Consider the following 25835-nt stretch of genomic DNA (forward strand, 5'->3'; position numbering starts at 1 on the left):
CGCTTACCTCTTTGTTTTGGCGGCCTGTTCGATGGCGTCAATGATTTTTACATAGCCGGTGCAGCGGCAGAGATTGCCGGCAATGGCTTCTTTAATCTCGTCGCGTGTCGGGTTGGGGCGCGCATCAAGCAGGGCGCGCGCCGCAATCAACATGCCGGGCGTGCAGATGCCGCACTGCGCGCCGCCGGTTTCGAGAAAGGCTTGCTGAAGCGGGTCGAAGCGATCATCGCGCGCCAGCCCTTCGACCGTGATGATGCGTGTGCTTTGCAACTGGCAGATGGGGATGAGACATGAGTTGACGACTTCGCCGTCAACCAGAATCGAGCAAGCGCCGCACTCGCCTTCGCCGCAGCCTTCCTTGGTGCCCGTCAGCCGCAACGCTTCGCGCAGCACGTCAAGCGCGCGCCGCATTGGCGGCTCATCCACCTCGCGCTCGCTGCCGTTGATGTGAAACGTGATTCTCATGCTTCTTCCAGCGCCGCCTGCAAGCGTTCGGGGGTGATGGGGATTTCGCTGAGGAACGCGCCCGTCGCGTCAAAGACCGCCGCGGCGATGGCCGGAGCGCCGCCGTCCATCGGCAATTCGCCGACGCCTTTAGCCCCGAACGGGCCGTGCGGGTACGCCTTCTCGACGATGATCGTTTGCATCTCCGGCGCGTCGAGCGCGGTCGGGATGATGTAATTCGTCAAGCGATTATTGACGACGCGGCCTTTGTCCCACACCACCTCTTCGAGCAAGCCATAGCCGACCGCTTGCAATGTGCCGCCTTCGATCTGCCCGGCGGCAAGCACAGGGTTGATCGCTCGCCCGATGTCTTGCGCCGTCGTGATGTGGGTAACAATGACTTCGCAGGTGTCCAGGTCGACTTCGACTTCGGCGACTTCAGCGCCCCAGGAATAGACCGGGTAAGCGTCGCCCGAATAGGTCTCGTCGTCCCAATGGATGCCCGGCGGGCTGGCATATTGCGCGTAAGCGACCAGCGAGCCGTGCTGCGCGACGTATTCGCGCAGCATCTCGTCGAAGTCGGCTAACCATGTATCGCCCGCCATAAAGCGGCCTTTAATCAACGCGGCTTCCGCCGCGCCGAAGCGCTCGGCGACAAAGCGCGTCAGCTTCTCTTTCGCCTCGCGCGCCGCCAGTTGCACGACGCGACCGACGACCATCGTCGTCCGCGAAGCGACCGTCGGCCCGCTGTCGGGCACCTTCGAGGTGTCGGCCTCTTCGATCTCGACTTGATCGAAAGCCATACCGAGCTCGTCGGCGACGATCTGGCAGAAGATCGTCCGCACGCCCTGGCCGATTTCAGTCGAGCCCGTAAGGATACGCGCGCCGCCATCACGAGTGATCTCGACGCCGGCCCTGGCTTTCATCCGCGCTTCGCCGCTGCCGGTGAAGCCCGCGCCGTGAAAGAAGAACGACAAGCCGACGCCGCGCCGCTTGTTGTCCGCCGGCGGGCTCGCGGATTGTAATGCGTCTTCCATTTGCTGATTGAAGGCGTGAGCCGCGGCGCGCTTCTCGTGATAGTCCGAGCTTTCAATCGCGGCATCGAGCACCTCACGCGCGCCGACGCTCACCGTCAGGCGCTGCCCCGTCGCGGTTACGCCGCCTTCGCCGAGCATGTTGATGCGGCGCAGCTCAAGCGGCGCGATGCCGAGCGTCGCGGCGATCTTCTCCATGTGCATCTCGTAAGCGAAGGCGACCTGCGGCGCGCCGAAGCCGCGAAACGCGCCGTTGGGCGGCGTGTTGGTGGCGACCGCGCGCGCCGTGATGCGGACGTTGTCGCAAGCGTAGGGGCCGAGCGCGTGAATCGCGCCGCGCGACAAGACGACGGGGGTCAACGTCACGTAAGCGCCGCCGTCTATCACGATGTCTATCTCGCTCGCGGTGAGCGTGCCGTCGCGGCGGACGCCTGTGCGGTGGCGAATGATACCGGGATGGCGCTTGGTGGTTGCGGCGATGTCTTCGGCGCGGTCATAGATGAGCTTCACCGGGCGACCCGCCTTGTGCGCCAGCAAAGCGGCGTGCGCGGCGATCACCGAAGGATACTCTTCCTTGCCGCCAAAGCCGCCGCCGGTCGTCGTCTGAATGACAATCGCCTGCTCGTCGGCGAGATTGAACAATTGCTTGAGCGCCTTGTGAATATAGTAAGGGCACTGCATCGAGCCCATAACCGTCATCGCGCCATTGTCGGGAATGGCGATCATGCCTTGCGGCTCGATGTAGAGCTGTTCCTGATGCGGCACGCGGTATTCGCCTTCAACGATCAGGTCGGCGCGCGCAAAGCCTCCATCGATGTCGCCGCGCCCGATCAGGAAGCGCTTGAAGATGTTGTCGGGCGGGTAGATTATCTCGCTGCCGGCAAGCGCCGCTTCGATAGTCAAGACCGGCGGCAGCTCATCATATTCGATGCGAATGTGGCGCGCGGCGGCTTCGGCTTCGGCTTTGCTTTCGGCGGCAATCAGTAGGATGGGCTCGGCATGATGGCGGATCAAGGATTCGGCGAGCAGCGGCTGATCGTTTTCAATCAGCGCGACATAGTTGGCGCCGGGGATGTCGCGGTAATCGGCAATGACTGTGCGTGACCAGTCGTAGCTCGGATCAAAGGTGATGGCTTTGATGTGGCCGCGAGCGACGCGGCTGCGAATCGTCTTGCCGTACATCATGCGGTCGAGCGCGATGTCGTCTATGTAACGGGCCGCGCCCGTCACCTTCTCGACGCCCTCTTTGCGTAAGACATTTTGCCCGACTGCCATTCACAAGCCTCCAGAGATGCGCCCTAGTTTACGCGCCCGGCCTCACACTGACAAGTCGGTGGTTGCAAGCTCCTGGGAGCGCAGGCTTCTAGCCTGCATACGTTCGCAAGCGTAAGGCCAGCAGGCAGGATGCCTGCGCTCCCAGGAAGCCTGCGGTTGCAAAAGCTGTGGCTGCCGTGAAATCCTTCTTTGCATGAACGTAACGGCTTATCTTGAGCGCATCAATTATCACGGCGCGATTGAGCCGACCGCCGCAACCCTGCGCGACCTGCACCGCGCGCATCTGCTGGCGGTGCCGTTCGAGAATCTCGACATTCATCTCGGGCGCGAGATCGTGCTGGACGACGAGCGTTTGTATGCCAAGGTGGTCGAGCGCCGGCGCGGCGGCTTCTGTTACGAATTGAATGGCGCGTTCGCGGCGCTGCTCAGCGAGCTGGGGTTCAACGTCAAGAAGCTGGCTGCGGGTGTCGGACGGGCTGATGGTAGCTTCGGCCCGCTATTCGATCACATGGCACTGCTGGTCGAGCTGGATGAGCTGTGGCTTGCAGACGTCGGTTTTGGCGAAGGCTTCCGCGAGCCGCTGCGCCTTGCTGAAGAGGGCGAGCAGGCGCAGGCTTTTGGCTCGTACCGCATACGTCAGGACGGCGAGCATCACATCCTTGAGCAGCGCGCCGGCGACCGATGGCTGCCGGAGTATCGTTTCCCCTTGCAGGCTTACGAGTACGGCGATTATCAGGAGATGTGCCGCTATCATCAGACCTCGCCGCTGTCGTCGTTCACGCAAAAGCGCACTTGCTCGCTGGCAACCGTAGACGGGCGCGTGACGCTGACGAACAATCGCTTGATTACTACGGCGGGCGGCGAGCGCACGGAGCGCGAGCTAACCGACGAATTAGAGATCGCGGCGATTTTGCGCGAGCAGTTCGGCGTCGTATTATAAATCCCGGCACGGCCAGGCCCGACTTTCAATCACCACACCGATCTGTAGCGCGCGCCGCTTTTGTAGATTCTTTCTAAGACAACAAACTTGATCTGCGTTATAATCCGCCCGTCATTTCTTCCTGTGCGGGTCTCTTGGCGACTGGCAGCAGTTATAGATTAGGAGCCGTCTGGTGTTCGAGCACGATCTCTTCATCAGCTACACACATATCGATAATGAAACTTTCGATGGCTCGGAGGAAGGATGGATCGACCTTCTTCACAAGAGGCTGGCGATCAGGCTGGCGCAGCTTCTCGGCGACCCGGCGAGAATCTGGCGCGACCCCAAGCTCCAGGGTAACGATTATTTCGGCGACACCTTGCTTGATAAACTTGCCCAAGTTGCCTCTATCATCAGCATTCTCTCGCCGCGTTACATGAAGTCGGAATGGTGCCAGAGAGAGCTGCGGGAGTTTTACCGGCAAGCGGTGGCCAACGGCGGCGTCCGCTTTGATGATAAGTCGAGAATCTTTAAGGTCATTAAGACGCCCATCCCCCGCGATGAGCACCCGCCGGAGTTACAGCCCTTGTTGGGCTACGAATTCTTCGCGGTGGATCAGGCGACCAACCGCTTCCGCGAGTTCAGCCACGAGACCGGCCCGAACCGTGATAAGCGCTACTGGGACAAGCTTGAAGACCTGGCGCAAGACATCAAAGAATTGATCGAACGCCTGCGCGACCCGCAGACGCCCGCCGTCCAACCTTCCGGCAAAACCGTCTACCTCGCCGAGACGACCTCTGACCTCATCGCCGACCGCGACCGCATTCGGCGCGAGTTAGAGCTCAACGGGCATCGCGTTTTGCCTGACCGACCACTGCCGCTCGATCAACGGCTGCGCGACGAGGTGAACGACTATCTTGCCGCCAGCCAGCTCGCCGTGCATCTGGTCGGCGCCAACTATGGCATTGTTCCCGAAGGCGAGTCCAAATCGATTGTCGAGCTTCAGCAGGAGCTGGGTGCGGCGCGCTGCGGTGCGGCAGGTTTCTCGCAAATCGTCTGGATGCCGCAGGGGCTTGATTCCGCCGACGAGCGCCAGCAAAAATTTATCAGCGCCTTGTCGAACCACTGGAACCTGCCCGCCGGGGCCGTGCTTTTGCAACTCAAGCTCGAAGACCTGAAAACCTTCATCGGCGAGAAGCTCGACCCGCCGCCGCCGCCGCCCGAACCGCGGAAAGCCGCCACAGGCAATGGCCACCTCTCTCCGGCGCTGGTCTACCTCATCTGCGATCAGCCGGATTATGAAGCCATCAGGCCGCTCGAAGACTACCTCTTCGAGCGCGGCTTCGAGCTGTTCTCGATGGCCGAGGATGCCGATCCGAGCATGCATAGGCAATACTTGCAGGAATGCGATGCCGTATTGACTTATTGTGGCAACACCACAGATGGCTGGCTACAGATGAAGCGCATGGACTTGCTCAAGCTGTCGAGCGACCAACGCGCCAAGCCCATGCTCGCCAAAGGCTTCTACCTGGGCGGGCCGCAGACCCGCGGCAAGGAGCGCTTCAAAACCCAGGACGGCATCGTCATCCGCAACTTCGGCGCCTTCTCGCCGGCGTCGTTGGCCCCGTTCATCGAGGAGATTGAACGGGCGAGGGAGGCCCGGCAATGATCCAGGAAAGTATCGACAGACTGGCCGACCTGGAGATTCCGCCGAACCCATTCCCCGGACTGCGGCCCTTTGAGTTCCTTGAGAGCTACCTCTTCTTCGGTCGCGAAGACCAGAGCGAGCGGCTGGTCGAGAAGCTCGGCCGTCAGCGTTTTCTCGCGGTGGTCGGCACATCGGGGAGCGGCAAGTCTTCGCTGGTGCGCGCCGGTCTGTTGCCGGCGCTGATCGGCGGCATGATGCGGCAAGCGGGCTCGGCCTGGCGCGTTGCTCTGATGCGCCCGGGCAATGACCCGCTGGGCAATCTGGCCGCGGCGCTCAACTCGCTTGATGCCTTCGGCTCGGAAGATGAAGAGAATCGCAGCCTGCAAATTGCGATCACCGAAACCACGCTGCGGCGCGGCAATCTTGGCCTCGTCGAAGCCGTGCGCCAGGCCCGCATGCCGGAAAGCGAGAACTTGATCGTCATTGCCGACCAGTTCGAAGAGCTATTCAGAGTCGCGCAGGGCACGAAGCCGGAGAGCGCCGAGAACGACAAAGCCGCCTTCGTCAAATTACTGCTCGAAGCCTCGCGCCAGCTTGAGGTGAACATCTATGTGGTGCTCACCATGCGCTCGGACTACCTGGGCGACTGCGCGCAGTTCTGGGAGTTGCCGGAAGCGATCAACGAGAGCCAGTACCTCGTCCCGCGCCTCACCTACGAGCAGCGCCGCGCCGCGATCACCGGCCCGGCGAAGATGGGCGGCGCCGAGATGACGCCGCGGCTGGTCAATCGCCTGTTGAATGATGTCGGCGATAATCCCGATCAACTGCCAATCCTGCAACACGCGCTGATGCGCACCTGGGACAACTGGCAGGCCGAAGGCCGCGCCGCCGAGCCGGTTGACCTGCGTCATTACGAAGCCATCGGCGGGATGAGCGAGGCGCTCTCCAGGCATGCCGACGAAGCCTACAACGAATTGCCGGAGGCGCTTCATAAGGTCGCGGAAAAGACCTTTAAGGCGCTCACCGAGAAGGGGCCGGATAACCGTGAGGTTCGCAACCCGATTGCCTTGCGCGACCTCTGCGAAACGGTCTCTGCGCCGCCGCCGGATGTGATCGCCGTCATCGAAGCGTTCCGCCGCCAGGGCCGGTCTTTCCTGATGCCTCCCGCCGACATCGCGCTGACCGATGACACCTTGATTGACATTTCGCACGAAAGCTTGATCCGCGTCTGGACGCGATTGAGCGAGTGGGTGGAGGCAGAGTCGCGGTCGGCGCGCCAGTACCAGCGGCTGGCGGAAACCGCCATGCTGCATGAGAGAGGCAAAGAAGGGCTGCTGCGCGATCCGGCCCTGCAAGTCGCCTTGAACTGGCGGCGGCAGAACGATCCGAATCCGGCCTGGGCGCGGCGTTATCATCCCGATTTGAGCGCCGCTTTGGAAGGAGAAGAGCAGCAGGCGCTCGAACCTGAGCAGGTGTTTGAGCGAGCGATGCGGTTTCTGGACGCCAGCCGCCAGCAGCGCACCGCCTTGCTGGTTCGGCGCCGGCTGGCTATCGCCGGCTTGATCCTGTTATCCCTGGTTGCCATTGTCGCGGCGGTCTTCGCCTTGAAGCAAAAAAAGGTTGCCGAGCAGAAGACCAATGAGGTCGAGCAGCAGAAAAATGAGGCTGTCGAGCAAGGGCGCACGGTTCGCCAACTGCTCTACGTCTCGGACATGAACCTCGCGCAAAAAGCATTTGACGATAAGAATCAGGCGATGGGATACAAGTTGTTAAACACTTACCTGCCCGCCCCTGACGAAGAGGACTTGCGCGATTTCGATTGGTACTACCTGTGGCGGTCGCATCACGACGAATCCGCCGTACTCCGGGGGCACACCGATCCTGTCATATCGGTGGCCTATTCACCCGACGGCAAGCTGCTGGCCAGCGGCAGCAAGGACAAGACGATCAAGCTGTGGGAAGTGAGCAGCGGCAAGCCGCTAGGTACACTGCAAGGACATGAGGATTCTGTCTTATCGGTGATCTTCTCGCCCGACGGTAAAGTGCTGGCCAGCAGCAGCAGTGATAAGACGATCAAGCTGTGGGAGGCGGGCAGCGGCAAGCTGCTGAGCACGCTTGAAGGACATGGGGCTGCTGTCTCATTGGTGGCCTTCTCGCCCGATGGCAAGCTCCTGGCCAGCGGCAGTTACGATAAGACGATCAAGCTGTGGGAGGCGGACAGCGGCAAGCTGCTGAACACGCTTCAAGGACACGCAGGCTTTGTTTCATCGGTGGCCTTCTCGCCCGATGGCAAGCTCCTGGCCAGTGCGAGCGACGATGCGACGATCAGGCTGTGGGAAGTGCGCAGCGGCAAGCTACTGCGTACACTTCGAGGGCACGAAGCCCCTATCTCATCGGTGGCCTTCTCGCCCGATGGCAAGCTCCTGGCCAGTGCGAGCGACGATAACACCATTAAGCTGTGGGAAGTGAGCACTGGCAGGCTGCGGAACACGCTTCAAGGACACGCGGATGCTGTCTATTCAGTGATCTTCTCACCGGACGGCAAGCTGCTAGCCAGCGGCAGTTACGATGCGACGATCAAGCTGTGGGAAGTGAGCAGCGGCAAGCTACTGCGTACACTTCAAGGGCATGCGGACTCTATCCCCTCGGTGATCTTCTCACCGGACGGCAAGCTGCTAGCCAGCGGCAGTTGGGATACGACGATCAAGCTGTGGGAGGTGGACACGAACAGACCGCCAAATATACTTCAAGGGCATGCGAATTCTGTCTTCTCGGTAGCCTTCTCGCCCGATGGCAAGCTCCTGGCCAGTGGCAGTTACGATAAGACGATCAAGCTGTGGGAGGCGGGCAGCGGCAGGCTGCTGAGCACGCTTGAAGGACACGCAGGCTTTGTTTCATCGGTGGCCTTCTCGCCCGATGGCAAGCTGCTAGCCAGCGGCAGTTGGGATACGACGATCAAGCTGTGGGAAGTGAGCAGCGGCAAGCTAATGAACACGCTTGAAGGGCACAAGTCCCCTGTCAAATCAGTGGCCTTCTCGCCCGATGGCAAAGTGCTGGCCAGCGGCAGCGAAGATCTTACTATCAAGCTGTGGGAGGCGAGCAGCGGCAGGCTGCTGAACACGCTTCAAGAGCGCGCGGTTCAAGTCTTCTCGGTGGCCTTCTCGCCCGACGGCAAAGTGCTGGCCAGCGGCAGCAATGATAAATCGATCAAACTGTGGGAAGTGAGCAGCGGCAAGCCGCTAGATACACTGCAAGGGCACGCGGCCTCTGTCATATCGGTAGCCTTTTCGCCCGACGGCAAAGTGCTGGCCAGCGGGAGCGGGGATGATACCGTCAGGCTGTTTTTTGCGGCGACGGAGCAAGAAGTGGCAGCGCAAAGAAGTCATTGACCTGAGCAGCTTCGTCTTACTGTCCGACAACCGAAGCGAGTCGTGCGGCTTCGGCTTGCGCGCTCTGGATCACTTCGCGCTCGTCCATCGTCGTCAATCGGCCTCCGTCCAGGACGCGGCGACCGTCAATCCATACCATCTCCACGTCGCTCGATTGCGCCGCGTAGACAATTGTTGAAACTACGTCAGGCCGCGGCGTCGTGTGCGGGCGGTCGAGATTCAACAAAATCAAGTCGGCGCGCTTGCCCGCTTCGATGCTGCCGATCTCATCGGCCAACCCCAGCGCCCGCGCCCCGTCCGTCGTCGCCATGCGCAAGACCGTGAGCGCCGGCAAGGCTTCCGGGCCGTGCAGGGCTTTTTGCAGCAAAGCCGCCGTCCGCATCTCTGTGAACATATCCAGCCGGTTGTTGCACGGCGCGCCATCGGCCCCTAGCGTCACCGAGATGCCTTGCGCTTTCATCTCGGCCACACGCGCCAGGCCCGATCCGAGCTTGAGATTTGACGATGGGCAGTGCGCGACATGCGCGCCGGTCTGCTTGAGAACGGCCATCTCGCCGTCGCTCAAATGAACGCAGTGCGCCAGCACCGCGTGTGGCCCGGCTAGGCCCACCGCGTTTAAGTAGTCAATATTACGCAAGCCGGTTTCGCGCTCGACCAGGGCAATCTCATCGCGGTTTTCGGAAGCGTGGGTGTGAACGATGACGCCGCGCTCACGCGCCAGCCGCGCCACCTGTTCGAGCAAGCCGCGCGTGCAACTGACGGCGAAACGTGGCGCGAAGCAGTAACGGATGCGCCCGTCGGCTTGGCCATGCCAGCGCTCCAGCAAGCGGAGCGATTCAGCAATCGAAGCCTCTGTTTCTTCGTGCAGCGCGGCGGGAACGTCGTCGCCTTTGTCCATCATGCACTTGCCGACGGTGGCGCGAAAGCCTGTCTCTTCGACGGCGCGGAAGACCGCTTCGGTATGATTGACCGTCTCCATCGTCAGCGCTGTGGTCGTGCCGCCGCGGATCATCTCGGCGATGCCGAGCCGCGCCGAGGCATAGAGCGATTCGGGCGTGTGCGCCGCTTCCATCGGCCAGATGCGCTTCTTTAACCAGTCAATCAAGGCGAGGTCGTCTGCCGCGCCGCGAAACAACGTCTGGCAGAGATGAACGTGCGTCTGCACCAGTCCCGGCAACAGCACGCGACCGCGCGCGTCAACGGTCTCGTCGGCGCGGGCCGTCAGCGACGCGCCGACCGCCGCGATGCGGGTGCCTTCGATCAGCACGTCACCCGCAAGGGTGCGGTTGCCGGCATCCATCGTCACGACGGTCGCATTTTTGATTAACAGTGAATCGCTCATGGCCCGACCGTTCCATCAATGCAGGCGCAAGATTAGGGAAGAATACCTGGCAAGTCAATCGTTTTCGCGTGCGCCATCAGTGATGCGGTCGGGCCAGACTCGGCTTCACGCCGGGATGACTAAAACCTGTCCCACCTGAATCATATTCGGGTTATCGATATCGTTGGCTTCGCAGATGGCATCGACCGTCGTGTCATAGCGACTGGCAATCGAGCCGAGCGTATCGCCCGATTTCACAGTGTAAGTCTGTGTGCTGGCCGCTGGCGGCGGCGCTGTTTGCGCGGGCGGCGTGTTCGCTTCCGATGACTCTGGAAGGAGCGGGGTGGACGGGCCACTGGCCGTCGCCCCGATCAAAGCCAGCAGGTCATCGAGCGAGCCGTTGAAGTAGTCGAGGTCTACGGGATTCATCCCCGCCACTGACCCGGATTGAGAATACTGCCAGAAAGCCCAGGTGCTCCAGCCGTTGACCTTCTTCGGCGTCGAGACGCCGTACTCCGCGACCCACAGCGGGTATCTGCCGAAGCCGCTGGTCATATTGTCATTCCAGAAGGAAGGGCCTGTGTAGATCATCGGCGTGCGCCCCAACCCCTGCTCAACGATGTCGAGCCACTGCTGAACGCCATTGACGAGATTGGTTGTGCCGCCCCCGGCTTCGACATCCAGGACGGGCGGCAGATCATTACTTTCCAGATGGCCGACGGTCTGGAGGAAAAGGTTCGCCTGCGCCGCCGGGTCATTTGCCGAAACGTAGAAGTGGTACGCCCCGCGAATGATTCCTGCCGCTTTCATTGCCGGCCAGTTGGTGCTGAACTTCGAGTCTACCTTCGAGCTGCCGTAGGTTGCCCTGGCAAAAGCGAACGCGTTGCCCGCCGCTTTCACACTCTGCCAGTTCACCGTCTCTTGATAATAAGAAACGTCTATACCGCTTAACCGGGTTGTTGACGACATACTTGCCTCCTGAAGTTTTTTAAGTGACCGATACAACTGGACAGTTCGGTTACGACGACAAAGATGTATACCACAGCTCGCCGGTGTAGGTCACCGGTTACGATGAGCAAAGCGCAGCGAAATCGAATGTGGACAAGATGCCGGAAAATGTAGAAGATATTATTCAGCCGGGCGGGCGGTTTGCTTATGGCTGAAGATGAGGGCAAACAAAAACTGCGTGATGGGCTGAAAGCGGTGCGCGGCGAGCTGGAAGAGATTCTGCGCGCGCTTTCCATGGATGCCAGCGATGCCGGCGATGACGGGCGCGAAACGCTCGCCGCGCCGGCTTCAACTGATGCGCCGCCGAACTTCTTTGCCGAGATCACGCAGGGCGAGCAGGCACCCGACGAAGAGGTCTACCGCAAGGTGCTGCGCATCATCACCAGCCTGGGTTATGCCTCGACGCTGGTCTTGCAACATCGCCTGGAGATCAGTTACCGCCAGGCGTCGAGCATCGTCGCGGCGCTCGAACGCGATGGCATGGTCGCCCCGGCGCACGGCTTCCGCCCGCATAAGACACTGCCTCCCGCCTATCAGCTCCTCGAATCGCTCGAACCCAACCTCGGCGAGCAGCGCAAACATTAAGCTCACTCAAGCGGCCATCGGGCTTCCATGAATTGCAGGCACAGGCGCTCCTCGCCGCCCCTGGCGGTGAAGCGATTACGCACCAGGGCGAGGCTGCTGAAATCCTGATTGCCGCTGGTCACGCGCACCATCTCGAAGTCCTCAGGGGCCTGCCTGACACGCACGCGCGCGCCGCCCAGACTGATATTTTCGGTGACCGCGACTTCGCGCCCGAGCAACGCTCTTGCCTCGTCGAGGTATTCTACAAGGACGCGCTCGGCGCGCTCGACACGAGGTTCGCGGCGGCGGTCGGGGCCATTCCACGGTTGCGTGCGGAAGGCCGACCAGGGCTTGTGCAAATAACCAGCGGGCGGCTGGTTGCCGATGAACTCAAGGCCGACAACCCGTGTCCCGCCGTCTGCCGGCTCGACGCGCCGCACGATGGCATACATGTTGTACCCCGGCTCGCTGAAGCCATGACTGCGCAGCTTGGTCGGCAGCGGCAACGTGACGTGGACGACAGCCCCATGACAGAGGCGAGCTTGCAAGCGCAGGGCGACGCCCAGACGGCTGACGTTGATGGTTTTGGTGACCTCCTGCCAGCGATTGCCCTGGCGGTCGTAGCCTTTGACAAAGATGGGCACCGAGAGGTTGAAGCGCTCGGCGCGGCGGCGGTTGACCACGGCTGCCGCTTCGGTGGCGGGCCGCGTGAAGAGAACCTGCGGCGTCGGCACTTTGATGGCAAGCGGCGCGCTGTGACGCTTCGCCGGGCGCTCTTGCTCGGCGCGGTCACGCTTCAGGCTGCCCGATGCGCGCCTGAGGCTGCCCGATGTGCGTTTCTTCGGCTTGATGGTTTCGACAGGCAGCGGCGCGGCTTTGCGGTGTCCGAGCGCCGCGTCGTAGTCGGCGCGCAGGCGCGGGTTGGTCAGCACCAGAAAGGCTTTCGACAGTTTGTCGAAGGCCGTGTCGACCTGCATCAGCATTTCGTCAGGGACGGCGGCGCGGACTTTGTGATACGTCGGGTGGAGCACGGCGATGGCGTCGTGGTAAGCCTGGACGATCTCGTCTTCGGACGCCGAGCGGTCAACGCCGAGCAGTTGATAATAGGTCACGGCCTGGTCGAGGCGTTCGAGCAAGTAGCCGATTTCCAGATAGTGAGCGCTAATCAGCTTGGCGGTGCTGCCCGCCTTCGGCCTCGCGGCCTTTAAGTCGCCCGATGGGCGCAGCGCGCCGGAGCTTTTCATAAGCGGCCTCTTGACTGGGTTCGTTTGGGACTTCTCCGGGGGTAGAAGCCGAGTTTGTTTGGAACGCTCTCGGCCATTATGAATGCCGCAAGGCGGAAGTCAACAATATTGTACGGCGAGCGCCGTCGTGCCTCACCCGCGCGGGCCAGGTGAATCATACCGAGGAGAGAATCACTCGTCGTGGGATGAGGCAACCTTGTCGCGCGGCGAAGAAGCGGGGCCGGCTGCGCAGTCTTAAAGCACAAGCCCGATTGCCGAAAGCACGCCCAGGACCAGGCAAATGCTCGCCGACACCGGGCGCAGAATCGACAGCGGGATGCGCTGGCGAATCCCGCGGCCTAAGGCGAGGGCGAGCAGGCCCTTGGTGATCAACGCCAGGGTGGCGCCGATCCAGACGACCAGCGGCACCTGGTAGCGGGCCGTCAGCGAGGCCGCCATCACCTGCCCGACGTCACCCCACTCTGAAAACAGGATGGCGGCGAAGCTAATCAGCGCGGCCCGCGAAAAATAGTTCTCCTTCTCGCGCCGTGCCGGCTCGCCCTCACTCTTCTTGAACCAGATGACGAGCGCGGTGGCGAAGAAGGTAGCGGTGCTGGTGACGACCACGAGCGACCTCGGCAGATCGGCGATGAACTGCCCCAGCAGCACGGCCACCAGCGTCTTGATCATGAAAGCCGCGGTGAACCCGCAGAAGACATACAGCGAGCGGAAACGCAGCGTCAGAGAGCTGATCGTATAGATACTCTTGTCGCCCGCTAACTCGGCCATGAAGATCGTGCCGTAGGTGGCCAGGAGCAGGTAAACCATGTTCACCGTCCAATCCTCTGCGCCCATCTTCGCAGCCGGCGCGGCAGGCCCGCCCTTACGGACTAAGCGGGCGGGCCTGCCGGTCTGAGCCCGCTGCCCGCCGGCCTAATCAGGCTGGCGGTACAGACGCGACTCGCCGCCTAGAAGAAGGACGAGCCGACCCACGTCCCCCAGGTGTTGACGGCGGCGGCGAACTCGCTGTAGAACCAGATGACTTTCGGGTTCGAGGGGTCGGCGCAAACGCCGTTGTAGTCGCCCCAGCGGTTGCGACCGCCGCCGTCCAGGGCGACGTAGTTGGCAACGCCGGCCTTCAGCAGCGCGCTCGCCTGCAAGCTGCCGAGCGGGTCGGTGGCCTTGCGGCCCGTGTAGAAGATGGAGCCGAACTCGTTCGTGCCGCAGCGCGAGAAGACCATGATCATGTTGCCGTTGGCGTCCGGGCAGCAGGCCGGGTAGAAGTAACTAAGGCTCGCAGCGCCGTAGATGCCTTGTTGGACGAGCGAGGGGGTGGCGGCCTGTATCTGGAACCAGTGGATCGACGCCTGGCTGGCTGCCGCCACCCAGTTGTGAGTCGTCGTCAGCGCGCACCAGAGCGAGCCGCCGCGGAAGACCGCGTGCAGGACGCGCACGTCCCCCGTGTTCAGCGGCGCATTGTTGCCCTTCTGCGGGGCGTTGGGCGGCAGGCTGTAAGCCGCCGTCGCGACGCTCGCCTTCGTCAAACTAAAGCTGCTCCCGGATTGCGTCAGCCGCCAGACGGTCAGCGAGTTGCCGCTCGGGAACAACGAATTCACCAGGTACTCCACCTGCGGCGCGCCGAACGTGTGACAGGGCTGGATGGTGAAGGCGGTCGAGCCATTCGGGTTCTTCATGTTCACGAAGTCGACGAAGGTCGCCGCCCCGCCCGAGTAAGGCCCCGCCTTCGGGACGACGCGAATCTTCGCATACTGGAAGCCGCCGCCGAAGGCAAACTGGTTCGAGGTGATGTAGAGGTTGTTCGGGTCGACGCCGAGCGCCGGGAAGTCTGCCCAGTTGTTGGTCAGCGTACTGCCGTCAACCATGGCGTTCAGGCTGTAGTTGCGCCACGACCCCAGCGGGTTGGTCGTCGCAGAGACCGACAGCAGGTAGGCCGACTTCTTCGGGTTTTGCGAGACGGCGACTGCCAGGAGCACATAGCGCCCGGTGTGCTGATCGAACAAAAGCTTGGGGTCAAAGATTGTGACCCCTGAAATCACGTTACTGAACCACACGGTCAGGGTGCGCACGAGGACAGGGGCGCCGCCGGTCTTGTTGTAAACCGCCACAGAGGAGTTGACCGAGAGCATGACGTGGCTGGGGCCTGTCGCCATGGTGCAGTCGGGCGGGATCCACCCGGTCGCCGAAAAGCCTGCGAAGTTGGTCGAAGGCAGCGGCGCCGCGGCGACCGGGCCGCCGGCAGGCGCGAGCTCGGTGACCGCCGCCGCCGCCACTTCCTCCTTCTTGCCTCTATCCTTGGCGATGGTCGCCGCCCCCTTAGGTATCTTCGCCTTGCGGGCCGCCGCTTTGAGTCTCTCGAACTGCGCGTCAGGGATAGGGTAGCGGCTGGTGTAGGGGCGCGGCTCCTTCAGTTCGGGGAGCGAGGCGTTCAAAGCCTCCAGCGATTCCTGAGTGGGTTCAAATTCTTTGCCTTTGCCGGACTTGCCGCGCAGCTCTGGAATATCACTGCCGACTACCCGTTTGCTGGCGCTCTTCTTGCTCGATGTCTTCTTGCTCGATGTTTTCTTAGCAGATGATTTGCTCTTTGCCATAGCGTTCTCCTTTTCCGACTATTCCGCGGCGGCGGCGAGCACTGCATTTCGTCTCTCAGGCAGGTGGGAGATGCGGGATTTCAGCCCGTTGCCAATTACCAAGGCCGGACTCAAGTGGGATCCGCCGCCGTTAGCGGCGACGCGGCCCGCCTTTCTTGTTCTTCACCGGGCGGTCTTCCTGTGCATGCTCGACTTGCGCCGGCGGCGCGTGTTTGGCGGCCTCTTTTAGGCGTTGGTACTCTTCCTCGGAGACAGGCAGGCCGGGGGCCGGCGCCTCTTTGGGCTTGCCGGCCGGGGCCGCCGGTTCTTCCGACGATTCCTGTGGATTGAATAGTGCCCCATCCGGGCCAACGCCGCGTTTTGATTTCATGTTCGTTCCCTTGATCGAAGTGCTGTGAAGTTACTTGACGACGAGAAGAGCTGAGGTAGCGGAGATTTTGCTGTCGTGCAGACCCCCGAGGCTCGTTCTCGCCGAAACCCAGGACGCGAGTAGAAGGTACATCGTTTTGTTATATGTGTCAAATCACAAATAGGCCGACCCTGAGGTTTCTCGTCCGCCCGCCGCTGAGAACGGGCGATTCGCCGCGCAGACTCGGCGCTTTGCGGGGCGAGTCACCCCTGACGGCTCGCCGCTTTGCCGGTGATGGCGCGCGCCGCCGGCGAATCTTTCATCGGCAGCGTGAAGCGGCGAATGCCGTCGTACCTGTACAACGCATTGGCGACTGCTGGCGCCGTCGGCACCAGGCCGATTTCGCCGACGCCTTTGGCGCCATAAGGCCCGTCGGGGTGTCGATCTTCGATCATGATCAACTCGACTTCCGGCATATGCCGCGCCCGCAGCAAGCCTTGCGAATTCACGGTCATCGTCTGCGGCACGCCGCCTTCGACGCGGAACTCTTCGGTGAGCGCATAGCCTAAGCCCATGTGAATCGAGCCTTCGAGCTGGCCTTCGAGAAGCACGGGGTTCATGACGCGCCCGACGTCGTGTGCGGCGACGACTTTCTTGACCCGCCCGTCGTCGTCGAGGATGACGACCTGTGTGGCGAAGCCATAGGCGAAATGGGTCTTTGGCTTCGCGGCGTTCATCTCCAGCGAAGTCGTGTCATCGATCAGCACTTCGCCGTAATACGTTTTGCCTGCCAGATCACGCAGTGTGCGCTTCTCGTCAAGATCGCGCCGCAGCTTGCGCGCCGCTTCCTGGACGCCGCGACAGCCGAGCACCGTGCCACGCGAGGCGGTCGTCTGCCCGCAGTCGAGGTCGTATTTCGTGTCGGCGGCGACGAAGGTAAAAACACTCGGCGGCAGGCCGGTCTCTTCGCAGGCCGTCTGCTGCAAGACCGTGAACAACCCCTGTCCCATCTCCGTGTAGCCCGTATAGATCGCCACCGTGCCGTCGTCGCGTACCTCAAGCATCGCCTTGCCGTATTCGGGCAGGCCGTTGCCGATGCCTGTGTTCTTGACGCCGCAGGCGATGCCGGCGTACTTCGCACCGCGATAAATATCGCGCACCGCTTCGAGCGTCTTCTTGATGCCGACGCTGACTTCGAGCGGCTGACCTGTGCAGAAGATGTCGCCGAGGTCGAGCGCGTTGCGGTAGCGAATCTCCCAGCCGTCAATGCCGACCTGTTCAGCCAGTATGTCGAGTATCGATTCCATCGCGAACGCCGATTGATTAGCGCCAAAGCCGCGCATCGCGCCGCACGGCGGATTATTGGTGTAGACCGCAAGCGATGTGACTTCGATGTTCGGCACCTTGTACGGCCCTGTGCAATGGCCAGCAGCGCGCTCCAACACCTTGGTGCCGACCGACGCATACGCGCCCTTGTCACCAACCATGAAAGCGCGCACCGCGGTCAATCGGCCCTCCGAGTCGCAGCCGACCGTGTAGTCCATCTTGATCGGGTGGCGCTTGGGATGCAGGCGCAAGCTCTCTTCGCGGCTCAAGGTCAGCTTCACAGGCTTGCCTGTGAGGTGGGCGAGCAAGGCGGTCTGCGCCTGTACGCTCATGTCCTCTTTGCCGCCGAACGCGCCGCCGTTGGTAATCAGCGTTACCTTGACCTGTTCCTGCGGCATCCCCATAAACGAAGCGATCTGCCGGCGGTCGTCGAAGACGCCCTGGCCCTGTGTGTAGACCCGCAAGCCGTCGCCTTCAGGCATGGCGATGCAGGCTTCGGGCTCCAGGTACATATGCTCGATGAACTGCGTCTGGAACGTGTGCGAGGCGACAAAGGCCGAATCGCGCAAGGCGGCGTCCACATCGCCGCGGCGGATTTCGGACTTGCTCAGCAGGTTGCCCTTCTTGTGAATCTTTGGCGCGTCGGTTTGCAAAGCCGCTTCCGTCGTCGCGACCGGCGGGCGCACTTCGTAATCGACGACAATCGCCTGCGCCGCGCGCCGCGCCGTGCGCCGGTCAACGGCGGCGACCGCGGCGATCACATCGCCGACATAGCGCGTCTCTTCGCCTTCCTCAATAAATATCGGCCAGTCGTTGTAGATCAATCCTTGATGGCGCTGGCCCGGTGTGTCGGCGGCGGTGACGATGCGGATGACGCCGGGAATCTCTTCGGCTTTCGATGTATCTATGCGCTTGACCAGGGCGCGCGGATGCTCGGAAAGCAGAACCGCGCCGTGCAGCATGTCCGGGAACGTCATGTCGTCAACGTAAGGCCGCTCGCCGAGCGCCAGCTCGCGCGCTTCGTAACGCGGCAGGCTGGAGCCGACTTTGCCGCTGTGATCGCAATCGGGCATCGCTTCACCGCGCAGCGCGCAGGCCGCGAGCTTGATCGAATCAGCGATCTTGACGTAACCGGTGCAGCGGCAATGATGCATGCTCAGCATGCGGTTGATCTGATCGTCGGACGGCTCCGGCGTCTTGTCGAGCAGATGCTTGGCGCGCACGACAATGCCGGGCGTGCAGAAGCCGCATTGCAAGCCGCCCCCGGTGATGAACGCATCGGCGAAGGTCTCGCGCTCTAGCTCTGAAAACCCTTCGAGCGTCTGGACGCGCTTGCCGGCGGCGTTCTTCGCCGGCACGGCGCACGCAACGACGGCGCGGTCGTCAATGATGACTGTGCAGCAGCCGCACTGGCCGGTCGGGCTGCAACCATCTTTCGGCGAGATGATGCCGCAATGGTCACGCAGCACTTCTAATAGTGACGCGTCCGTATCGACTTCGACCGCGCGCGGTTGATTATTCAATGTAAACTCGATGCGATTCATAGTCATTCCCTCGACCGTCCAGCGGGGCTCCCCTGCGGTTCCGGCATTTTAGCATTATTCGGCGGGCGGCGGCAGAGAAATTGAAGAGGGTGACAAGTGACGAGTGACAAGTGACAAGAAGGATTCGCTGTTCTCTTGTCACTCGTCACTTGTCACTGTCAATAGATCGCTGTGTCAGGATGGTAGATCTTCCAGTCGAACCAGTAATCTTTCAACACATTGACGGGGCGCAGCCGGCGACCGGCGAGCGGGCCGCTCACGGCGCGACCGGTGAACTCCCAGGTGCTGCCGGTTTCGGCATCGGTGAATTGCGCCGTGCCCGGCTTCACCACGAAGGCGAGCGCGCGGCCGTCCACAGTGCTTTCAAAAGCGCGCACCGATTTCTTGCTGGTGTCGAGCATGATGACCAGTGGTGTGCCGCCCAGCGTGTCGTTGACCGGCGCTTGTCGTTCGAGCCGCGCCATCGAATAAGCCTTCGCGGCGCCGCTGGCGGTGACGCCGATGACGAGATCGCGCGGCTTCAACTGATCGTCGGGGTTGACCGGCGTGACGACGCGGAGCGTGGCGTAACGGTCTTCCCAGTCTACCGGCTCGTACTGCGCGGCGACGCGCTCGTCAGGTTTCAGCACGCGCCCGGCGGGCTGCTCGCGCTTCCAGAGCGCGAACGGCAGCTCGTCATGAGCGACGAGCTGGAGCTGTTCGCCCTTGAGCGGCCCGGCGATGCACTGGCCGCTGACCTGCTGCCACCACGAGCCGGTCTCTTCATCGCGCATGATGAAGTTCTGGTTATTGATGCCGCTCAGGTGAAAGTTCAGCGTGCGGCCTTTGACGTTGCGCTCCCACACCAGACCGGTGTGGCAGAGCGTTCAGTAGGTTGCCACGATGGGCACACCGCCCACCGTGTCCTCGACGACATGGTGATAAGCCATCTGGCGAATCGGGTAGGCCGCCGCTTCATCGTTGACGGTTATGGCCATCACTTGATCGTCGTTGTTGATGAAGCCGGCGTCGCTGACGTTAGCGAAAGCCGCCACCGGCAGCGGGTGGAACATCCACTCAAAGTGGTTCTGCCGCGCAAACCATGTCAACAGGCCGGCGAGCGCGACCAGCAGAATCAGCACCGTGCGCTTGAACCAGCGCCCGCCGCGCCAGAGATAAACGCTCAACGCCAGCATTGCGACAAGCCCGAAGATGGTTGCCAGCGGCGACCAGCGTTTGAGCTGGTAGGCGATGTCAAGGGCGCGCGGCGTCTGGCTCTTGAACGGCATGATGAGAAAGACAGGGATGGCGACCATCGCCAGCATCACGGCGGCCAACAGCAACACCGTGAGCCATGCCAGCACAGAATGCTTCGGGCGCGGGCGCGTAATCGTGGATGAAGCGGCAGTCATAGGGTTCTCCTTCGGGCGACGATTATGAAGTAAAAAGTAAAAAGTAAAAAGGCAAAAGTAAGACGGGGAGTGAATAGATAGCTCTTGATTATCTATTCACTCCGGCTCCGCCCTTTTGCCTTTTGCCTTTTTACTTTTGCCTTGTTAAAACAGCACGTCGAAATCCAGCCGGAAGCGACGTTTGTAATTGCCAAAGAAGACGCCGTACCGCGGGTCGTCAATGTTGCCGTGGACGCTGTACGGGTTGAAATGGTTGGTCAGGTTGAAGCCGCTCACCGACAGCCGCAGCGCATACTTGTCGCTCACCTTGAAGTCTTTCGAGACTCTTGAATCGAACGAGAAGAAAGGCGGGAAGCGCGTCGTGTTCGCCAGCCCGACATAATCCTGCGCCGCGTTGGTCACCGCGTAGGGGAAGCCGTTGCGCCATTCCAACATCGGCGAGATGCGCACATGGCCGGGCAGCTTGATCAGCCCCCAGGTCAGGAAACGATTCGGCAGGTCGGCGGAAAGATTGGTGTACTGGTTCGCCCGCACCACAGGGAACGGGAAGTTGCCGAGGTAGCTGTTGAACTCGTTCAGGTCGCCTTGCGTGCGGCTGCGCACATACGAGAAGAACAACTGCTGCCCTTCGGGCATCTGCCAGCGCCCCGTCAGCTCAAGCTGGCGGTAGCCGGCGCGTCCCGAACCGCGCATCACCAGCGCGTCTTCGCCCTGCACCACGCCGGGCGTGATCGTGATGACGCCGTAGGTGTTGCTCTGCAAGTAATTGGCGCGGACGCGCAGTTGTTTGGTGACCGGATGCTCAACCTCGACGTTCCAGGTCGCGCTGTAAGGCGCGAAGTTGCCGGCGATATCTTTGCTGAAGATGAACGGCAGCTTGCTGTCCTCGGCGCGGTCTGTGATGTTACTGAAGCGGCGCGGGCCGTCAATGATTTCGCCGTCCGGCCCATAGGTCGTCACTACTTGCTCCGGGTAGCGGTTGAACGAATAGACCATCAGCGGCACGCGGTCATAAAACAGGCCATAGCCGCCGCGAATCACCGTCTCCTGATTGCGGAACGGCGTCAGCGCGATGCCGACGCGCGGCGCAACGCGCATGGTTTCGGTGATCCCCTGGCGCTCGAAGCGCGTGCCAACATCAACCGACAGGCGCGGGTTCAGCACCCAATGATCCTGCGCGAAGAAGTCTGCCTCCAGGTCGTTGCGGTCAAAGAGCTGGCCGCTGCCGGCAAAGTCTATGTGTTTAATCAGCCGCCCCTCGGCGTCAACGATATTCACGGGCCGCGCCCGGAAGTCGCCGCGGTTCGTCGTGCGCGCAAACGTCAAGCCGAATTTCAGATTGTGCGCGCCCATGGCGCGGATCGGCGCCAGCGAGTAGGTCTCAATCGCTTCGATGCGCGACGCGCGGCGCGCCTGATCGCTGAAATAGTTGCCGCTGTTGCCCGTCGGCGCGAGCGTCATCTCAAGCGGCCCCTGGCCCCAGACGCCGCCGCTGAAACGCTTGACGGCCAGCGTGCTTTCAAGCAGGTTGCCGCCAATCGCCAGGCGGTCAATTAGCGTGCCGGTGTAATCGTGAGCGCTCAGGGTCGGCGTCACCTCGCGCGGGTTGAAGAACTCCAATCCGACGAAGCTCATGTGGCGCGGCGCGACGTGGAATGTCCCGGTCAACGTATGCACGGGCGACAGGATGTAGTCGAGCTGCGTGAACGAATTCACCGACTCGTTCTTGGTCTCGTTGAACGGGAAGGGCAGCGTCCGCACGGGCCGCTTGACCAGATCGTACTCGACGCCTTCCGAGAAGTAGAGCTTGTCTTTGATGAGCGGGCCGTTGAAGACCAGACGCGGCGAGGCTTCGCGGACGCCGCGCAACTGGCCGCTCCAGATGCGGAACTCGGGCAGCGGGTCGTTGATCTCGAAGTCCCACTTGTCGCCGCCGCGCCGGGTCTCGACCGTGACGACGCCGGCGGTGAAGCGACCGTATTGCGCCAGGTAAGGCGTCTTGAAGACATTGATCGTTTCGACGCTATCAACCGGCACGGTGACGCCGAACTGCCCGGTCGCCGGGTCTGTGACGTCAGCCGAGTTGACGATCAGCGCGCTGCGGTGCTCGCCCTGGCCGGAAATCTTGATCTCGCCTTCGGGCGAGCGCACGACGCCGGGAACCAGCGGCAGCGTGTCTTTGACGGTCGCCGGTTTGACCGGCAGCTCTTTGACTATGTTGCGCGCCAGCTCGCTTGCGACCGAGGCCGTCTTTTCAACATGCGTGTCGGAGCCGGCCTGTATGGTTACTGTGTCGGTGAGATTGACTTTGGGAACGACGGTGAAGTTGATCTCGACGGGCGCGCCGGCCTGCACCGTCACTCCGGTTTGATTGAGGGTCTCAAGCCCTTCTTTCGAGATGAAGACATCATAAGTGCCCGGCGCGAGATTTCTGAATTCGGCGACGCCTTTTTCGTCGGTTGCAGTTTTGATAACGACGGCATCGCCGCGTTTCAATTCGACAACGACGGCGGTGACCGCGCGGTCGGCTTCGTCGTGCGCCGTGACGCGCAGGCTCGCGGTCGAGCGCGCTTGCCGGGCGATGACGCTGAAGCCCAGCGCCGGCACGAGCGCTAACACGACGAGCGCCCGCGTCAGCTTACGAAGATATGGGGGGATAAAGCACAGCATAGGTGTCACAACGTCCATTTACTACCTTCTTATTATTTGCCGGTTCGTTTCGGCCACGCAAATAGAAATAATAGCCGATCAGCGCAGCCCGCGCCATTGTTGTCTCATGGCGCAAAGCCACGCCATGATAACGGATTGCGCAACGCTTTGCCGAGGCAGGTTCTAACGAACTGCCGCCCCCTAATACGCGCGCGCCGCCGCAACGGATTGCCATAACGATTCAAGGCGTGCCGCGCGCCTGCCTGGTCAGGATGCTTCCAGAGCCGCGCCACCCAAACCGGTTAGCCAAAGGCGCGCCACTTAAGAAAACTATTGACTGTCGTCGCGCTTGCGCGATAATGGCGGCGGTTCGCCAGGTTCCACCCCTGATGCACAAGCGGAACCTTAAGCGACATCGAAGACCTGTCTGCCGACTTCCTCACTTGCCCTTAAGCCGATTTGCCGTCGCGCTATCTCTGGCCCTGTTCGGCGCGCGGCTGGCCCAAATACTGCGCTGGCATTTGCGGTGTTTTCAAAAAAAGCCGTCTTCAAGAATTAGAACGGCGACGCGTAAGGAGAAACACTCTTGTTTAAGCCACATCTGTCTTACCCCTGCCTGGGGGCCTGGGGGAAGCGCGCCATGGCGCTCTATGCCAGACTCTTAACGGCGGGTTTCAAAGCCAACTCTGACCGGGTTTTCGCCCTGGCCGCGCCCGCAAGGCGACTGTTGGGACTGACGGTCTGTCTATTACTCATATCGGGCGCGGCGGCGGCGCAGACCTACCCCGCGCCCTGGCCGTCGTCAGGGTCATGGATTGGCTATACGCAGCTCGGCCAGGCCATACAGGACAAATCGACGGCCAATAACGATCTGTCAACCGGCGGCACGGGCGTCAATCCTGATGGCATCGATGTCTTCAACGGCACGTCGGGCAATCTTGGGTCATCCTATTACTATTATGATTCGACCAATCATGTCTTCTTCTTTCGCCTGCGGCTGCGCGGCGACCCGCGCGGCACGGGCGGCAACGTGATGGTCCAGAAAACCTGGTGCACGTTATTAGATACCGATGGCGATGGCTATAAAGAATTCTTCGTCGAAGTCAACGGCAACAGCACGACTATCTATGTTTATTACGGCGACGCCAACGAGCAGGACATCCCGAACGGTTCAAGCTGCGCCAGCAATGGCCAGGGAACAGTCTTCAGCCGGGCCATCACGCTTGGCAGCACAGGCAATGTTTTAGTGACCGACGTGACAGCAAGCGGCGGCGGCTACCTGCTCGACTATCAAGTGCCGCTGACGGCCTTCAAGGATTGCAGCGGCGCGCAGGCGATCACGCCGACAACGCCCTTTGCTCTGGCGTTCACGACCTCGGCCACGACCCAGAACCCGACGCAGAAAGACTTCGTCGGCCTGGGCGACTTCACGATGGCGACGACGACCCCGATGCCGTTCAGCGACATCGTGACGCTGTCGGGCACGATAGAACAAAAACCGCGCCTCAGCAGCTACACGAAGGCGTGCGGCGGCGGCACCAACGGCAGCCCCGTCGCGTTGACCGCCACTACGATTGACACCCTGACCGTCACCGGTTCCGGCGCTAGCGCGACGGTCATTGACACCATCGCCAGCCTAACGTTTTCCTACAGGCTCAATGGCACGACGACCTGGACACAGATCAACAGTCCTGTGACATCGCCGGTCACCGGCACAGTCAATCGGTGGACGACTTCGTGGACCACCAGCAGCCTGCCCGCCGGCACTTACTGGATCAAGATTGTGATTGTTGACGACCAGGGCAACACGACGATCACCACCGGTTATGGCATCGACCTGTCGAATTGCGGCAGCGTCGTGGCCCCGAGCATCGTGACACGGGTGGACCTCGCCGACTTTAAAGCCGAGCGCTCTGCCGACGGTCGCACGCTCATCGAATGGCAGACCGGCTATGAGGTGAGCAATCTCGGCTTCAATCTCTATCGCGACCTGGACGGCAAACGCACGCGGCTCAACACCTCGCTGATCGGCGGCACGGCCTTGCTGGGTGGCGAGCAAGCGCCATTCACCGCGGGCTTTGCTTATGCCTGGATGGATCAGCTCGCTTCGACAAAAGACTGGCCGCTCTACTGGCTCGAAGACGTTGACGCGAACGGCCAGAGCGTGATGCACGGGCCGGTCAGCCCGGTTGACGTTAGCCAGTTGCCGGCGCAATCGCAATCGCTCATGCTCAGTCAATTGCGCAGCAACGCGCCCGGTGCCGTCGTCGAAAACATCTCGGTCGGAAGCTCGACGACACAGAGCCGAGCCGCACGCCTGTCGTCTGCGAGCTTGAATGCGCAATGGGGGATTGCCGCAAAGGCCGGCGCGAAGATTCTGATCGGCAAACCCGGCTGGTATCGCATCACCCAGCCGCAACTTCTAGCCGCCGGCTTTGATACTTCAAAAGACCCGCGCTTCCTGCAACTCTTCACCGACGCCCAGGAAGTCCCGCTCATCGTCAGCGGCGGCCTCGGCGGCAGACTTGAGCCAACGGATTTCATCGAATTCTACGCTCAGGGCCTCGATACCCCTTCGACCAATCGCCGTGCTTATTATCTCACCAACGGCGCGCTGCCAGGTCGCCGCATCTCAGTCGTCTCGGTCGGCAAAGGCCGCGAAACCCGTAATCGCAGCTTTACTTCAACCGTCGAGCGGCGCGACCGTTTCCTCTACTTCCCTTCAATCAACAACGGTGAGGCTGAAAACTGGTTCGGCGCCATCGTTTCGCCGACGCCCTTCAATCAACCCATCTCGGTCGCCAAGCTCAACCAGGCAGCCTCGGATGACGCCCTGCTCGAAGTCGCCTTGCAGGGCCTCGGCTCTTCGACCGGCCCCGAACACGCCGTCCGCCTTCAGCTCAACGGCCAGGAGATCGGCGCGATGTCGTTTACCGGCCAGCAGCATCAGGTGGCGCAGTTTCACATCAGCCAACGAATGCTCCAAGAAGGTAACAACCAGCTCACCTTCACCTCGCAAGGTGGCTCGGACTTCAGCGTCATTGACTCGGTCAAACTGAGCTACGCGCATCGCTTCGTCGCCGATCAGAACAGTCTGCTGCTGTCGGCTGCGGGCGGCGAGATGGTGCAGGTGACAGGGTTT

At 61.7% G+C, this 25835-nt stretch carries 16 protein-coding genes; 5 read left to right on the top strand and 11 right to left on the bottom strand.

The genetic code is table 11. From position 1 onward, the window contains the following. Positions 1–3: 3 nt before the first annotated feature. Both VJ464_16655 and VJ464_16660 read right to left on the bottom strand, forming a co-directional pair. Positions 4–465 carry a (2Fe-2S)-binding protein gene (locus VJ464_16655; GenBank protein ID HKQ06767.1) on the bottom strand — a complete coding sequence of 154 codons (462 nt, stop codon included), beginning with the start codon at positions 463–465 and terminating at the stop codon, positions 4–6. Continuing rightward, complete coding sequence (locus tag VJ464_16660) at positions 462–2753, bottom strand: xanthine dehydrogenase family protein molybdopterin-binding subunit (GenBank protein HKQ06768.1); 2292 nt, start codon at positions 2751–2753, stop codon at positions 462–464. Before VJ464_16660 ends, VJ464_16655 begins: the two co-directional genes overlap by 4 nt. Before the next feature lie 193 nt (positions 2754–2946). Here VJ464_16660 and VJ464_16665 point away from each other — a divergent pair, with 193 nt between their 5' ends. The 3 genes from VJ464_16665 (at position 2947) to VJ464_16675 (ending at position 8709) form a co-directional block, all read left to right on the top strand. Further along, positions 2947–3693 carry an arylamine N-acetyltransferase gene (locus VJ464_16665; protein ID HKQ06769.1) on the top strand — a complete coding sequence of 249 codons (747 nt, stop codon included), beginning with the start codon at positions 2947–2949 and terminating at the stop codon, positions 3691–3693. A 172-nt stretch (positions 3694–3865) separates the two neighbouring features. Further along, positions 3866–5341, top strand: coding sequence for a toll/interleukin-1 receptor domain-containing protein (locus VJ464_16670; protein ID HKQ06770.1), 1476 nt, complete (start codon positions 3866–3868; stop codon positions 5339–5341). Continuing rightward, positions 5338–8709 carry a hypothetical protein gene (locus VJ464_16675; protein ID HKQ06771.1) on the top strand — a complete coding sequence of 1124 codons (3372 nt, stop codon included), beginning with the start codon at positions 5338–5340 and terminating at the stop codon, positions 8707–8709. Before VJ464_16670 ends, VJ464_16675 begins: the two co-directional genes overlap by 4 nt. A gap of 16 nt (positions 8710–8725) precedes the next feature. Here the strand turns inward: VJ464_16675 and VJ464_16680 are convergent, their stop codons facing one another. Both VJ464_16680 and VJ464_16685 read right to left on the bottom strand, forming a co-directional pair. Further along, entirely contained in the window at positions 8726–10051 is a 1326-nt protein-coding gene (locus VJ464_16680; protein ID HKQ06772.1) for a 5'-deoxyadenosine deaminase, read from the bottom strand. Between the two features lie 105 nt (positions 10052–10156). Continuing rightward, the gene (locus tag VJ464_16685) at positions 10157–10999 is read right to left on the bottom strand and encodes a GH25 family lysozyme (protein HKQ06773.1); all 843 of its coding nucleotides are present in this window, start codon (positions 10997–10999) and stop codon (positions 10157–10159) included. 186 nt (positions 11000–11185) lie between these two features. On the opposite strand from VJ464_16685, the gene VJ464_16690 reads away from it, so the two are divergent. Beyond that, positions 11186–11623, top strand: a complete 438-nt coding sequence (locus VJ464_16690; protein ID HKQ06774.1) for a DNA translocase FtsK — start codon at positions 11186–11188, stop codon at positions 11621–11623. Positions 11624–11625: 2 nt separating this feature from the next. On the opposite strand, the gene VJ464_16695 is transcribed toward VJ464_16690, so the two are convergent. The 7 genes from VJ464_16695 to VJ464_16725 all read right to left on the bottom strand — a co-directional run bounded on the left by VJ464_16695 (position 11626) and on the right by VJ464_16725 (position 22732). After that, the gene (locus tag VJ464_16695) at positions 11626–12846 is read right to left on the bottom strand and encodes a PilZ domain-containing protein (GenBank protein ID HKQ06775.1); all 1221 of its coding nucleotides are present in this window, start codon (positions 12844–12846) and stop codon (positions 11626–11628) included. A 234-nt stretch (positions 12847–13080) separates the two neighbouring features. Beyond that, complete coding sequence (locus tag VJ464_16700) at positions 13081–13653, bottom strand: TMEM165/GDT1 family protein (protein HKQ06776.1); 573 nt, start codon at positions 13651–13653, stop codon at positions 13081–13083. Between the two features lie 140 nt (positions 13654–13793). After that, on the bottom strand, positions 13794–15434 hold the full coding sequence (locus VJ464_16705; GenBank protein HKQ06777.1) for a hypothetical protein: 1641 nt from the start codon (positions 15432–15434) through the stop codon (positions 13794–13796). A gap of 130 nt (positions 15435–15564) precedes the next feature. Beyond that, positions 15565–15804 carry a hypothetical protein gene (locus VJ464_16710; GenBank protein HKQ06778.1) on the bottom strand — a complete coding sequence of 80 codons (240 nt, stop codon included), beginning with the start codon at positions 15802–15804 and terminating at the stop codon, positions 15565–15567. A gap of 242 nt (positions 15805–16046) precedes the next feature. Continuing rightward, complete coding sequence (xdh, locus tag VJ464_16715; GenBank protein HKQ06779.1) at positions 16047–18653, bottom strand: selenium-dependent xanthine dehydrogenase; 2607 nt, start codon at positions 18651–18653, stop codon at positions 16047–16049. A gap of 158 nt (positions 18654–18811) precedes the next feature. After that, positions 18812–20044, bottom strand: a complete 1233-nt coding sequence (locus VJ464_16720) for a DUF3179 domain-containing (seleno)protein (protein ID HKQ06780.1) — start codon at positions 20042–20044, stop codon at positions 18812–18814. A gap of 144 nt (positions 20045–20188) precedes the next feature. After that, positions 20189–22732, bottom strand: a complete 2544-nt coding sequence (locus tag VJ464_16725; protein ID HKQ06781.1) for a TonB-dependent receptor — start codon at positions 22730–22732, stop codon at positions 20189–20191. Positions 22733–23279: 547 nt separating this feature from the next. Here VJ464_16725 and VJ464_16730 point away from each other — a divergent pair. After that, a partial coding sequence (locus VJ464_16730; protein ID HKQ06782.1) for a hypothetical protein occupies positions 23280–25835 on the top strand: 2556 nt, incomplete at its 3' end.

It is taken from the genome of Blastocatellia bacterium, assembly GCA_035275065.1.
Taxonomy (GTDB): Bacteria; Acidobacteriota; Blastocatellia; order UBA7656; family UBA7656; genus DATENM01.

What these genes read in the sequence shown, in the direction of transcription:
- VJ464_16690 (HKQ06774.1), top strand. Translation starts at nt 11,186, where the DNA reads ATGGCTGAAGATGAGGGCAAACAAAAACTGCGTGATGGGCTGAAAGCG.
- VJ464_16700 (HKQ06776.1), bottom strand. Translation starts at nt 13,653, where the DNA reads ATGGTTTACCTGCTCCTGGCCACCTACGGCACGATCTTCATGGCCGAG.
- VJ464_16710 (HKQ06778.1), bottom strand. Translation starts at nt 15,804, where the DNA reads ATGAAATCAAAACGCGGCGTTGGCCCGGATGGGGCACTATTCAATCCA.
- VJ464_16725 (HKQ06781.1), bottom strand. Translation starts at nt 22,732, where the DNA reads ATGGACGTTGTGACACCTATGCTGTGCTTTATCCCCCCATATCTTCGT.
- VJ464_16655 (HKQ06767.1), bottom strand. Translation starts at nt 465, where the DNA reads ATGAGAATCACGTTTCACATCAACGGCAGCGAGCGCGAGGTGGATGAG.
- VJ464_16680 (HKQ06772.1), bottom strand. Translation starts at nt 10,051, where the DNA reads ATGAGCGATTCACTGTTAATCAAAAATGCGACCGTCGTGACGATGGAT.
- VJ464_16705 (HKQ06777.1), bottom strand. Translation starts at nt 15,434, where the DNA reads ATGGCAAAGAGCAAATCATCTGCTAAGAAAACATCGAGCAAGAAGACA.
- xdh (HKQ06779.1), bottom strand. Translation starts at nt 18,653, where the DNA reads ATGAATCGCATCGAGTTTACATTGAATAATCAACCGCGCGCGGTCGAA.
- VJ464_16685 (HKQ06773.1), bottom strand. Translation starts at nt 10,999, where the DNA reads ATGTCGTCAACAACCCGGTTAAGCGGTATAGACGTTTCTTATTATCAA.
- VJ464_16665 (HKQ06769.1), top strand. Translation starts at nt 2,947, where the DNA reads ATGAACGTAACGGCTTATCTTGAGCGCATCAATTATCACGGCGCGATT.
- VJ464_16660 (HKQ06768.1), bottom strand. Translation starts at nt 2,753, where the DNA reads ATGGCAGTCGGGCAAAATGTCTTACGCAAAGAGGGCGTCGAGAAGGTG.
- VJ464_16695 (HKQ06775.1), bottom strand. Translation starts at nt 12,846, where the DNA reads ATGAAAAGCTCCGGCGCGCTGCGCCCATCGGGCGACTTAAAGGCCGCG.
- VJ464_16675 (HKQ06771.1), top strand. Translation starts at nt 5,338, where the DNA reads ATGATCCAGGAAAGTATCGACAGACTGGCCGACCTGGAGATTCCGCCG.